Below are 12,381 nucleotides of genomic sequence, written 5' to 3' on the forward strand. Positions count from 1 at the left end.
GCTGCGGCCGCCGACGGAGGCGGCGCACACGCCCCGCCCCGCCGGTCCGGACGGCGGGCGGTGACCAGGAGGTAGAGACGATGGTGCACGCTCGTGCCGGTGAGCCCGCAGGCCCCGAGGACCTGGTGGACGTGGCCCGGCTGGTGACCGCGTACTGGACGCTGCACCCCGACCCGGCGCAGCCCGGCCAGCGGGTGGCGTTCGGCACCTCGGGGCACCGCGGTTCCTCGCTGGACACCGCGTTCAACGAGGACCACATCGCCGCGACCACCCAGGCGATCTGCGAGTACCGGGCGGCGCAGGGCACCACCGGTCCGCTGTTCCTCGGCATCGACACCCACGCGCTCTCCGAGCCGGCCCGGGCCACCGCCCTGGAGGTGCTCGCCGCGAACGGCGTCACCGTGCTGCTCGACAGCGAGGACGGCTACACCCCGACCCCCGCGGTGTCGCACGCGATCCTCGCCCACAACCGGGCCCACCCGGCCGGCCCGCTCGCCGACGGCATCGTGGTCACCCCCTCGCACAACCCGCCGCGCGACGGCGGCTTCAAGTACAACCCGCCGAGCGGCGGCCCGGCCGGCTCCGCCGCCACCGGCTGGATCCAGGACCGCGCCAACGCCCTGATCGAGGCGGGCCTCGCGGGCGTGCGCCGGATCCCGTACGCGCGGGCGCTGGCCGCCGACACCACCGGCCGCCACGACTACGTCGGCGCCTACACCGAGGACCTCCCGCAGGTGCTGGACCTGGACGCGGTGCGGGCCGCCGGCGTGCGGATCGGCGCCGACCCGCTCGGCGGCGCCTCGGTCGCCTACTGGGGCCGGATCGCCGAGACCCACCGCCTCGACCTCACCGTGGTCAACCCGCTCACCGACCCGACCTGGCGGTTCATGACGCTGGACTGGGACGGAAAGATCCGGATGGACTGCTCCTCGCCGTCCGCGATGGCCTCGCTGATCGGCCGCAAGGACGAGTACGCCGTCGCCACCGGCAACGACGCGGACGCCGACCGGCACGGCATCGTCACCCCCGACGGCGGCCTGATGAACCCCAACCACTACCTCGCCGTCGCGATCGACTACCTCTACCGGCACCGCGGCGGCTGGGCGGAGACCGCGGCCGTCGGCAAGACCCTGGTGTCCTCCTCGATGATCGATCGGGTGGCCGCCGAGCTGAAGCGCGAGCTGGTCGAGGTGCCGGTCGGCTTCAAGTGGTTCGTCGACGGGCTGCTCGACGGCAGCGTCGCCTTCGGTGGCGAGGAGTCCGCCGGCGCCTCCTTCCTGCGCCGCGACGGCTCGGTGTGGACGACCGACAAGGACGGCATCCTGCTCGCCCTGCTCGCCTCCGAGATCACCGCCGTCACCGGCCGCAGCCCCTCCGAGCTGTACGGCGACCTCACCGCCCGGTTCGGCGACCCCGCCTACGCCCGGGTCGACGCGCCCGCGACCCGCGAGCAGAAGGCCGTCCTGGCGAAGCTCTCGCCCGCCCAGGTCCGCGCCGACCGGCTGGCCGGTGAGCCGGTGACCGCGGTGCTGACCGAGGCGCCCGGCAACGGCGCGGCCATCGGCGGCCTCAAGGTCTGCACCGAGAACGCCTGGTTCGCCGCCCGCCCCTCCGGCACCGAGGACGTCTACAAGATCTACGCCGAGAGCTTCCACGGCCCCGAGCACCTCGCCCAGGTCCAGGCCGAGGCCCGCGCGGTCGTCGCCGAGGCCCTCGGCGGCACGGACTGACCGCACGGGCCGGTCCTGCACCGCCGGTGCCCCGACGATCTAGGATCGGTCCATGTCGCTGCCGCACGCCATCCTCACCGCCCTGCTGGAGAAGCCGTCCTCGGGGCTGGAGTTGACGCGCCGCTTCGACAAGTCGATCCGCTACTTCTGGTCCGCCACGCACCAGCAGATCTACCGCGAGCTCGGGCGGCTGGAGAAGGACGGCCTGATCCGCGCCGTCCCCCAGCCGCCCAGCCGCGGCCAGCGCAAGGAGTACGAGGTGCTCCCGGAGGGCCGGGCCGCCCTCACCGACTGGATCGGGCAGCCCCAGGACCCGCGGCCCAACCGCGACCCGCTGCTGCTGCGCCTGCGTGCAGCCGCCGCGGTCGGCACCGGTGCCTCGCTGAAGGACGAGCTGCGCCGCCACCTGGAGCTGCACCAGCAGCAGTTGGCCGAGTACCGGGAGATCGAGCAGCGGGACTTCCCGGCCGAGCGCGCGGACGCCGAGAACCGCCTGCAGCACCTGGTGCTGCAGGCCGGGGTCGGCCTGGAGACCCACTGGGTGGAGTGGCTGGAGGCCGCGCTCGCCGAGTTCGGGTGATCCGGCCGTCAGTGCCCGGTGCGCCGCCACTGGCGGAACCGCCACACCAGGCAGGAGCCGATCGACACCCCGACCACCCCGGCGGCGACCGCCAGCCACCGTTGGTTCGCGATGTGGGCGCCGGTGAAGACCATCAGCACCGAGACGGCGAACGGCACCACCAGCACCGCGATCGTCCGCAGGGCGACCAGCATCGCGAGCGGCCGCACCCTGCCCCGGCCGCGGGTCTTCGTCGCCTCGTCCCGCTCGTCCTCGACCAGCCCGAACAGGATCGACGCCCGGGTCGCCAGCCGCAGCGTCGCCGAGCGGTACGCCACGCCCAGCACCGGCACCCAGACGAACGGCAGCATCAGGCCGACGGCGACCAGCAGCGCCACCGCCGCCCAGCGAAGGTACCGCAGCCGCCCGGCCGCCGCCGCGCTGCTCCCGCCCGGCGAGATCACCCCGAGCACGTACGCCATCCGCTCGACCACGTGCAGCCACTCGCGCAGCGACAGCTTGGGCGCCGGCTCGCCCTCCGCCGGGCCTTCGGGCACGTGCGCCGCCGGTTCGGGCTCCGGCAGCTCGGCGATCGCCCGCCGGGCCTCGTCACGGGTGGGGTAGGCGCCCTGCAGCACCAGCATGTCGACGGCCCGCTCGGGATCGGTGGCCGACCGCCCCGACAGCTCGGCGAGCTCCAGCACCATCCGGCCCTGGGCGAGCAGCGCGGCGCAGAACATCACCGGGATCAGGCCGATGAAGGGCCCGCCGACGAAGGCGCCCTCGGCGATCGCGGTGTGCACGCCCCGCTCGACCACGGTGTCCTTGAGCCGATCCGGCGGCACCTTCGCGCGCATCTTCGCCAGCCGCTCGACCGACTCCCGGCCGAGCCGCTCGACACCGAACAGGGCGGCCCGCTCGGCCATGTGCGTGGGGTCGTGCCGGATCCGTCCGAGCAGGTCGATCGGCGGCCACGGGGCGCGCCCGCGCTCGGCTGCACGGGGCTCGGCACCACCCATCCGAGCTGCCTCCGTCCCGTGCCGCGGCAGGCCTTTCGAGGCTTGCGCGAATCGTCGGACAAGCCCTGGGGCCCTCGCCCCCAGTGTGGCCCGCCGCGGCGACGGAGGCGCGCCGTGGCCCGGAGCCGCGGCCGGGGACGGGTCAGCGACGGCTCACAGGTGCCGCTCGATGTCCGGGATCACGTCCTGGAAGGTCCGGCCCTGGGTGGGCGCGCCGATCGCGGTCATCTGCCAGCCGCCGTTCGAGCGGTGCACCTTCGCCATGATCTGCGCGGTGTGGCTGCCGCCGCCGGTCAGCGTGTAGCGGGCCAGCTCGCGGCCGGTGGCGTCGTCGACCAGCCGGCAGAACGCGTTCTGCACGTCCTGGAAGGTCTGGCCGGTGAACGAGTTGACCGTGAAGACGATCTGGTCGACCTTCTCCGGCACCCGGGTGAGGTCCACCGTGATGACCTCGTCGTCCGCGCCCTGCCCCGCGCCGCCGGTCAGGTTGTCGCCGCCGTGCCGCACCGAGCCGTCGGAGCTGGTCAGGTGCTGGAAGTAGACGACGTCCACCGGCGTGCGGCCCGCGAACAGCACCGCCGAGGCGTCCAGGTCGATGTCACGGGCCATCAGCTTGGCGAAGAACCCCTTGCGGGGAGCGGCCTGCCAACCGAGGCCCATCCGTACGACCTCCAGCGCACCGCCGTCCGGCTTGCCGAGGTCGACCTTCTGGCCCTTGCCCAGGTTCACGCTCATCCGGTCCGCCACCCTTTCGCAGCATCGACGCCGTGCCGCCGGCCGGCCCGTGCGGCGCCCGCCGACGGGGAGGATCTTCCCACCGGAGGACCGGTCGACTCCCGCCGGGCCCGCTCAGATGCCGCCGGCGGGCAGGAGCAGCAGCTGCTCCGGGTCGAAGGGCATCCAGCGCTCCGCGCCGCCGCGGCGCAGCACCCGCACCCGGCACCACGGGCTGCCGTCCGCCGGACGCCACCAGGCGTTGATCCGGCCGACCGCCCAGCTGCCGTCCTCGAACCGGACCTCGACCGGCTGGTACGCCTGCTCGACCTGCGCCTGCGGCGGCTCCCACACCTTCGCCCGCCCGTCGTCCACCGTCGACCGCCTCCCGTGTCGTTCGCACCCGGCCGTTGGACTCTACAGCCCTGTAGAGCCCCGGTGCGGGCGAACGCGCCGGGTGGCGGGTCGGAAACCGGCCGTCATCGTCACAGCCCCGGGCCCTTGCGCCGGACCGGCGGGCCGGCTCAGAGCTCGACCACCGTCACCGTGCTCGCGAAGCCGTTCGCCACGTAGAGCTTGGCGCCGTCCGGGCTCACCGCGACCCCGCGCGGCCCGTCCGGCACCGCGACGGTGCCCGCCACCGCCCGCTCGTCGGTGTCCACCACCGACACCAGGTCGAACGGGAAGTGCGCCACGTACAACCGCCCGCCGTCCGGCCCCACCGCCAGGTCGTACGGGCCGCGGGCCACCGGGATCCGGGCCACCACGACGGCCGCCGCACCGCCCTCCAGCGACCCGAGCGCCGATACGTCCAGCACGCTCACCGTGCCCGCGAAGCGGTTCGCCGCGTACAGCAGCCCGCCGTCCGGGCTCAGCGCCAGCCCCACCGCGAAGTCCACCCCGGTGATCCGGCCCAGCGGTGCACCCAGGCCGTCCGTCACCAGGACGGCGTTCTCGCGCGGCGCAGACACCAGCAGCCGCGCCCCGCTCGGCGCCACCACCAGCCCGAACGGACGCTCCTCGAACACCGTCTCGGCCGTCACCGCGCCGCTCTCCGCCGCCACCACCGACACCGCGGAACGGGCCGGGTCCGCGGTGTACAGCCGCTCCCCGTCCGGGCTCACCGCCACCCCGTACAGCGACGTCCCCACCCGGTGCACCGCCGCGACCTGCCGCCGGGTCGGCTCCAGCGCCGTGAGCGAACCCGTCCGCGCACAGGTCACCCAGACCCGGCTGCCGTCCCGGCTCACCGTCACACCGTGCGGCCCCTCGCCGACCGGGACCGTCTCGAAGCCCCGGCCGTCGGCCGGAGCGGCCGGGACGGGACGGGGAACTGCCATGATCTGCTCCGTTGACGAGCCGCGGACACCGGCACCCCCAGGGTCGCCCGCCCCACCGGCCCGGGCAAACCAGCCCCGCCGCCGTCACGGCCCGCGCTGCGCGTCGTGCGCCAGCAGCGCCACGTACAGCGAGGTCAGCTGCTCCAGGTCGTCCAGGTCGATCCCCAGCAGCGCCTCGATGCTCTGCAGCCGCCGGTACATCGCCGGGCGGCTGACGTGCTGCTCCTGCGCCGCCAGCGACTTGTTCCGGCCCGTCCGCAGGTAGGTGCGCAGCACGTCCAGCAGCTCCCGGTGCCCCAGCAGCGGGCCCAGCTCGCGCCCGATGAACGCCTGCAGCTCCGGCTCGTCCCGCAGCAGCCGGACCAGCCCGCGCAGCCGCACGTCCCGCAGCCGCGCCACCGGGCCGGACGGCGGACCGGCCAGCGCCGCGTCCGCCACGTGCACCGCCTCCAGGAAGGAACGCCGCACCTCGTCCAGCACCCGGCAGCCGAAACCCGCACCCAGCACCGACCCCGCGGCGCCCTCCTGCAGCCGCGCCGCCAGCCGGTCCACCTCCGCGTCCGCGTCGCGCTCCGGCGGCACGCTCAGCAGCACCGCGATCGCCCCGTCCGGCCCGACCCGGGCCACCAGCCCCGCCATCGCCTCCTCGGCGAGCGTGCGGCGCACCGCCTCGCACACCACCCGCGACCCGGACGGCGGCCGCAGCACCACCGGCACGAAGGTCCGCCGCTCGGTCGGCAGCCCCGCCGCCCGGAACCGCGGAAGCAACTGCTCGGGCCGGGCCGTGCCCGAGGCCAGGTCCGCGAGCAGCGCCTCCGCCGCCTGGTCCTCCCAGCCGCGCTGCCGGCCGCTCACCGGGTCCGCCAGCAGCCGGTGCACCGCCAGCGCCTCCGCCGCCAGCCGGCCCACGACCCGCCCGGTCTCCTCGCCGCCCAGGTGCCCGAACAGCACCAGGTGCCCCCACTGCCGGCCGCGCGCCTCCAGCCGCGCCACCACCCAGCCGTCCGGCCCCGGCGTCACCGGACCGTTCCCCAGCAGCTCCGCGACCTGACGCGACACCCGATCCCAGTCCCGCAGCAGATCGCCCAGCGCACCCGGCTCCCCGGCCGAGGCCAGCACCCGGTGCGCCAGGTTCACCACCACCGCCGGACAGCCCGCGAACCCCGCGACCTCGTCCAGCAGCCGCTGCAGCGGCACCCCCGACAGGTTCAGCGCCGTCAGCGCACCGCCCATCCGGTCCGACAGGTCCAGCGCCGCGTACCGGCCGTGCAGCAGCCGCGCGTGCACCTCCTCCGTCAGCCGCGCGAACGGCGCCGGCCGGTGCAGCACCACCAACGGCACCCCGTACCGCTGCGCCGCCCGCCGCATCGCCTCCGGCGTCGTCGAGAACGCCCGCCCCAGCCCCAGCACCACCGCGGCCGCCCCGGCCCGCCCCATCGACTCCATGTACGCGGCCTGCGCCCGCTCGTCACCGGCCAGCAGCAGACCGGTCGTCAGCACCACCTCACCGCCGGTCAGCATCACCGCGACGTCCGCCGCCTCCGCCACGTGCAGCCAGCGCACCGCCCGGTCCAGCCCCTCCGGGCAGGCGACCACCTCCGCGTCCCACGGCGCGACCAGCTCCAGCGCCAGCACGTCCCGCACGGTCAGGCGGCCGTTCTCCACCAGCTCTCCCCTCGCCAGGACTCCAGCCGGTCGGGGGAGTCTACGCGCAGCACCCCCCGCCGGGGGCCGGGCCGACACACCCCGTCACTGTGGGACGGCGCACGTTGCCGCCCGTAGCGCCGCCGTGCCAGAGTGCGGCCATGGTCCACCCCACCGCGCCGCAACCGACCCTCGCACCCTCCGCCGTCTTCGACTGGCTGGACGAGGCCGCCGACCTCCGCGCCCGCGCCGGTCTCACCCGCACCCTGCGCAGCCGGCCCGCCGACGACCCGGTGCTGGACCTCGCGAGCAACGACTACCTGGGCCTCGTCCACCACCCCGCGGTCACGGAGGCCGCCGCCGAGGCCGCCCGCCGCTGGGGCGGCGGCGCCACCGGCTCCCGCCTGGTCACCGGCACCACCGCGCTGCACACCGAACTCGAGGACGAACTCGCCGAGTTCTGCGGCTTCGAGGCCGCCCTGGTGTTCTCCACCGGGTACGCCGCCAACCTCGCCGCCCTCACCGCGCTCACCGACCCCGACACGCTGATCGTCTCCGACGCGTACAACCACGCCTCGCTGATCGACGGCTGTCGGCTCGCCCGCAGCGACGTCCACCGCGCCCCGCACGCCGACCCGGACGCCGTCCGCGAGGTGCTCGCCACCCGCAGCCACCGCCGGGCTCTGGTCGTCACCGACTCCGTCTTCTCCGTCGACGGCAACGCCGCCCCGCTCGCCGGGCACTGCGCCGCCGCCCGCGCCCACGGTGCCGCGCTGCTCGTCGACGACGCCCACGGACTCGGCGTCCTCGGCGACGGCGGCCGCGGCGCCCTCGCCGCCGCCGGCCTCGCCGGGGCGCCCGACACCGTCGCCACCGTCACCCTCTCCAAGTCGCTGGGCTCCCAGGGCGGCGCCGTCCTCGGCCCCCGCCGCGTCATCCGGCACCTCACCGAGACCGCCCGCACCTTCATCTTCGACACCGGCCTCGCGCCCGCCGCCGTCGGCGCCGCGCTCGGCGCCCTGCGCCTGCTGCGCGCCGAACCGCACCGCGCCGACCGCGCCCGCGAGGTCGCCCACACCCTCGCCGCCCGCCTCACCGCCGCCGGCCTGCACGCCTCCACCCCGGACGCCGCGGTGGTCTCCGTCCGCGCCCCCGGCCCGGAGGCCGCCGTCCAGTGGGCCGCCGACTGCCGCACCGCCGGACTCGCCGTCGGCTGCTTCCGCCCGCCGTCCGTCCCCGACGGCATCTCCCGCCTGCGCCTCACCGCCCGCGGCGACCTGACGGACGCCCAGATCACCGAGGCCGTCCGCATCATCGCCGCCACCGGCCCCGCCTGACGGCCGTTCCGGGGCGCCGGGGCGGACCTGCCGCGCCCCCGGAACGGCCGTGCCGACACACCCCCGCGCGAGTCCGCCGCGGGCCCCCGGTTGGCCATGATGGTGCCTTGCAACCGTCGCCAGCGAGGAGTCCCCGACGTGCCCGAACCCCGCGTCCTCCTGGACGGACTCGTCCTCGGGGAGTCACCCCGCTGGCACGACGACCGGCTCTGGTTCTGCGACTGGGGGGCCCACGAGCTGATCACCGTCGACGCGACCGGCACCCGCGGGAGCGCCGGCCGCGTCGACGCCTTCCCGTTCTGCATCGACCCGCTGCCCGACGGCAGGCTGCTCGTCCTCGCCGGCAGCGACCGCCGGCTGCTGCGCCGCGAGGCCGACGGCACCCTCGTGCCGTACGCCGACCTGCGCCCGCTCTGCGACCGGCCCTGGAACGAGGTCGCCGCCGACGGCCGCGGCAACGCCTACGCCAACTGCATCGGCTTCGACCTGATGTCCGGCGAACCGCCCGCCCCCGGACTGGTCGCCCTCGTCACCCCGGACGGCACCGCCCGCACCGTCGCCGGCGACCTCGGCTTCCCCAACGGCATGGCCGTCACCCCCGACGGCACCACCCTCCTCGTCGCCGAGTCGTACGCCGCCCGGATCACCGCCTTCGACATCACCCCCGACGGCAGCCTCACCGACCGCCGCACCTGGGCCGAGATCGAGGGCTCCGCCCCGGACGGCATCAGCCTCGACGCCGAGGGCGCCCTCTGGTACGCCGACGTGCCGAACCGGCGCTGCGTCAGGGTCCGCGAGGGCGGGGACGTCCTGCAGACCGTCGAGACCGACCGCGGCTGCTTCTCCTGCGCCCTCGGCACCCCCGGCGGCACCCCCACCCTCTACATCACCGCCGCCGAATGGACCGGCGCCGCCGTAGCCACCGCCGCCCGCACCGGCCTCCTCCTCACCGTCCCCGCCCCCGCCCCGCCGGCCCCGAGGCCCTGACCGCACACGTCGACCCTCGGTGACCCGGTGCCCTTCGGATCACCGCACACCGGCGGGCCGGTCCGGATCCGCCGCCGAGGCCGGCCCCGGCACGAACCCGCAGATCTCCATCCCCGCGAACGACGTTCCTTCAGGTCGAGTTGAAGCCTCACGCGAGGTACGTCCCCGTCGTCGAGGTGGATCCAGGCGTTGGCGGCCCGTCCGACCACCCCGGCGCCACGGTCCGGGCCGCGGTCGGTGTCAGGCCCGTGGCGGCGCGGTGCGGACGGCCTCGGCGAGCCAGTCGGCGGTGGCGGGCAGCCAGTCGGGGAGGGCGGTGCCGAGCAGGTGGTTGCCGTGGGGGACGAGCAGGAGTTCGGCGTTCTCGAGCTGACGGGCCAGCAGGTCGGCGTTGGTGACGCCCGGGATGCGGTCGCCGCCGCCCTCGACGACCAGCAGCGGGAGGTCGAGCTCCGCGGTGATCGTGCCGAGGTCGACCCGGTCGGCGAACTCCCGGGCCGCCGCCGGGCCGCCGCAGCGCTGGGTCAGGGTGGCGACGACGAAGGGCACGAGTCCGTCCCAGTCCAGCCGGTACGGGCCGCTGACCAGGGCGGCCGCCCGGACCCGCCGTTCCCGGGCGGCGGCGGCCGCGGCGAACCAGCCGCCCAGGCTCAGCCCGATCACCGCGACGCCGTCCTCGGTGTCGAGGCCCTCCCGGCCGGCCAGGTGGTCGACGGCACGGCCGATCACCTTCCCGTAGTCCGGCTCGAAGGTGCTGGTCGTCGCCAGGACGCCCTGGCCCGGTCCGTCGATCGCGAGGACGGCCGTGCCGCGGGCGAGCAGCGCCTCCGCCACGGCGTGGAACTCCTCCTTGCCGGAGTCCAGTCCGGGCACGACCACCACCACCGGCGCCGGCCGCCCGCCTGCCGGGCGCCGGAGCCACCCGGCGAAGCCCTCGCCCTCGACCCGTTCGGCGTCCGGTTCGAGCAGGGCCAGGGCCGAGCGCATCGCCTCGTCCGCCGCACCGGCCGTCCGGGCGGCCGCCGCCCGGTCCGGGTCGGGGACGAGCCCGCCGACGTGGAACCAGCGGGCCGCCGTCCGGTAGGCCTCGCCGGCCGTCCGGGTCCGGCCCGCGGCCGCGGCGGCCTCCGCGACCGCCAGGTGCCGCCGCGCGGCCGCCCGGCAGGCGGCGGGCCACTCGCGCAACGAGGCCACACCGGCCGCGACCCGCCCGTACTCCCAGACGTCGAGGCCGGCACCGTGCGCCCGCGGGCGGGTCTCCTCGGCGTAGCCGGCCATCACGCCGGGAGCGTCGAGGAAGGAGAGGTCGGGGCTGTCGGTCATCGGAGTCCTCGCTTGCGGGGTGCACGGGCGGCGGCGGGAGCCGTCCCGCCGGAGGACCCAGCAGACCAAGCCGTCCCCGCCCGCGTCCAACAACCGTCCGTTCCCTCCGACAACCGCCCCTTCCGCGTGCACCACCGAGGGCGGCTCAGGCGCGCAGGTGCACCAGGACGGAGCGCATCGCCCGCTCCACCGCCCGCCGCGACGACTCGGTGGGCTCGGCGGTGTCGAAGCCGTGGTGCCCGTCGGGCAGGTCGACCACCTCGACGGCGGCCCCGCCCTTCTCGGCCGCGGCCAGGAACTCCGCGACGCCGGCCGCGATCCCGGGGTTCTCCCGGCCGACCCGGGTCAGCACGACCGGCAGCCGTCCGGCCGCGCCGACCGCCTCCACCGGACGGAAGCGGGGATCGACCGGGCCCCAGGCGGGCAGCGGCGCGAGCACCGGGTAGCTCGCCGCCGTGCACCGCAGCCACGGCTCGGGCTCGCGGAGCGCGTCCGCGAGCAGCAGCCCGCCGCCGGAGAAGAACCACAGGGCGATCCGGTCCGGGTCGACCCGCGGCTCGGCGCGCAGCAGGTCGACGGCCGCGGCGAGGTCCCCGGCGGCCTGCGGGTAGTCGGCGAAGCCGTGCAGCCGGTGGTCGACCACCGCGCCGACCGCGCCGAGCTCCGCGGCGTACCGGGCGTGGCCGACCAGCCCCGGCCAGTCCCGGGGGGTGGGCCGCACCTCCGCCGGGAGCGGGCCGCCGTGGACGAACAGCACCGCCGGGCGGCGGCCTTGGGGGCCGGCGCCGTCGGGGAGGTACAGGTCGACCCGGCCGGTCCGCTCGCGCGGCCGCCCCGGCACCTCCAGCACGAAGGGCCGCAGGTGCGGGGGCGCTTCGGCGGTCGGGGTGAGCCGGTGGCCCTCCCCGGCGGCGGACCGCCGCAGCACCTCGGCCAGCTCACCGGGGCAGGAGAGCATCGGCCAGTGCCCGGTGGCGAGTTCGAAGAATCGCACCGCGGGGTCGGTGAGCTTCCGGGAGACCGGGTCGTCGCCGGAGGCCACCACCCGGAGCATGGCGATCGTCATGCCGCTGCCGGTGCACAGGATCCCGGTGGAGGGCAGTGCGGCCGCGGCGCCCGAGAGCCTCAGCGGACGGGTGAGCGTCCCGGCGGGCTGCGGCACGGCGTGCGCGGTCAGCCGGGCCAGTGCCCCGTCCGTCAGCCCCGTGGTGCTGCCCCAGCGCCGCCACGCGTCGGCGGTCGGCGCGGGCACCTCGGCGAGCACCGGCCCGGCGCCGAGCAGCCGCGCACGGACCTCCTGGTCCGGCACCGACTGCGCCGCCGTGTCGCCGTCCCCGGGCATGCCGGCGTCCAGGTGCACGACCCGCGCGATCCGCTCCGGACGCAGGTCGGCGGCGCCCAGGACCGGATGGATGCCGTAGCCGTGGCCGACGAGCACCACCTGTGGCGCGGCCACGCCGTCGACCACCCGCAGCACGTCCCCGACGTGCGTCTCCAGGTCGGTGCCGGCCGGCGCCGACCCGGCCGGCCCGTCCATGCCCGTCAGCACCACCGGATGCACCTCCGCCCCGGACTCCCGCAGCCGGTCCGCCACCTCCTCCCAGATCCAGCTCCCGGTGAACCAGCCGGACACCAGCACGAACACCGCCATCGTCGCCTCCTCGCCCGCTCCGGCGGCCGGTCGGCCGCCCGCGTGTGCCGGTACGGTAGGAACTCCCCCTGAGGGAG

At 76.3% G+C, this 12,381-nt stretch carries 11 protein-coding genes; 4 read left to right on the forward strand and 7 right to left on the reverse strand.

Annotation, left to right across the window (positions count from 1 at the left end; genetic code table 11):
• The first annotated feature begins 80 nt into the window (after positions 1–80).
• Together pgm and AB0442_RS02735 are read left to right on the forward strand one after the other, a co-directional pair.
• Complete coding sequence (gene pgm, locus AB0442_RS02730; RefSeq protein ID WP_366160156.1) at positions 81–1,730, forward strand: phosphoglucomutase (alpha-D-glucose-1,6-bisphosphate-dependent); 1,650 nt, start codon at positions 81–83, stop codon at positions 1,728–1,730.
• 52 nt (positions 1,731–1,782) lie between these two features.
• Complete coding sequence (locus AB0442_RS02735) at positions 1,783–2,310, forward strand: PadR family transcriptional regulator (protein ID WP_366160157.1); 528 nt, start codon at positions 1,783–1,785, stop codon at positions 2,308–2,310.
• 8 nt (positions 2,311–2,318) lie between these two features.
• Here AB0442_RS02735 and AB0442_RS02740 read toward each other — a convergent pair whose 3' ends face one another.
• The 5 genes from AB0442_RS02740 to AB0442_RS02760 all read right to left on the reverse strand — a co-directional run bounded on the left by AB0442_RS02740 (position 2,319) and on the right by AB0442_RS02760 (position 7,027).
• Positions 2,319–3,308, reverse strand: a complete 990-nt coding sequence (locus AB0442_RS02740; RefSeq protein WP_366160159.1) for a hypothetical protein — start codon at positions 3,306–3,308, stop codon at positions 2,319–2,321.
• A 153-nt stretch (positions 3,309–3,461) separates the two neighbouring features.
• Positions 3,462–4,043, reverse strand: coding sequence for a TerD family protein (locus AB0442_RS02745; RefSeq protein WP_366160161.1), 582 nt, complete (start codon positions 4,041–4,043; stop codon positions 3,462–3,464).
• A gap of 114 nt (positions 4,044–4,157) precedes the next feature.
• Positions 4,158–4,397: a hypothetical protein gene (locus tag AB0442_RS02750; RefSeq protein WP_363540717.1), complete on the reverse strand. Its 240-nt coding sequence runs from the start codon at positions 4,395–4,397 to the stop codon at positions 4,158–4,160.
• 149 nt (positions 4,398–4,546) lie between these two features.
• Complete coding sequence (locus AB0442_RS02755; protein WP_366160163.1) at positions 4,547–5,362, reverse strand: YncE family protein; 816 nt, start codon at positions 5,360–5,362, stop codon at positions 4,547–4,549.
• Between the two features lie 84 nt (positions 5,363–5,446).
• On the reverse strand, positions 5,447–7,027 hold the full coding sequence (locus tag AB0442_RS02760; protein WP_366160164.1) for a PucR family transcriptional regulator ligand-binding domain-containing protein: 1,581 nt from the start codon (positions 7,025–7,027) through the stop codon (positions 5,447–5,449).
• Between the two features lie 140 nt (positions 7,028–7,167).
• On the opposite strand from AB0442_RS02760, the gene AB0442_RS02765 reads away from it, so the two are divergent.
• Positions 7,168–8,343 carry an 8-amino-7-oxononanoate synthase gene (locus AB0442_RS02765; RefSeq protein WP_366160165.1) on the forward strand — a complete coding sequence of 392 codons (1,176 nt, stop codon included), beginning with the start codon at positions 7,168–7,170 and terminating at the stop codon, positions 8,341–8,343.
• A 138-nt stretch (positions 8,344–8,481) separates the two neighbouring features.
• Positions 8,482–9,330 (forward strand): SMP-30/gluconolactonase/LRE family protein, encoded by an 849-nt coding sequence (locus AB0442_RS02770; protein WP_366160166.1) that lies wholly within the window; start codon positions 8,482–8,484, stop codon positions 9,328–9,330.
• Positions 9,331–9,570: 240 nt separating this feature from the next.
• Here the strand turns inward: AB0442_RS02770 and AB0442_RS02775 are convergent, their stop codons facing one another.
• Both AB0442_RS02775 and AB0442_RS02780 read right to left on the reverse strand, forming a co-directional pair.
• Positions 9,571–10,653, reverse strand: a complete 1,083-nt coding sequence (locus AB0442_RS02775) for an alpha/beta fold hydrolase (RefSeq protein ID WP_366160167.1) — start codon at positions 10,651–10,653, stop codon at positions 9,571–9,573.
• A gap of 145 nt (positions 10,654–10,798) precedes the next feature.
• Positions 10,799–12,304 (reverse strand): alpha/beta fold hydrolase, encoded by a 1,506-nt coding sequence (locus AB0442_RS02780; RefSeq protein ID WP_366160169.1) that lies wholly within the window; start codon positions 12,302–12,304, stop codon positions 10,799–10,801.
• Between the last annotated feature and the right edge of the window lie 77 nt (positions 12,305–12,381).

The sequence above is a fragment of the Kitasatospora sp. NPDC085895 genome (genome assembly GCF_040702125.1).
Taxonomy (GTDB): Bacteria; Actinomycetota; Actinomycetes; order Streptomycetales; family Streptomycetaceae; genus Kitasatospora; species Kitasatospora arboriphila.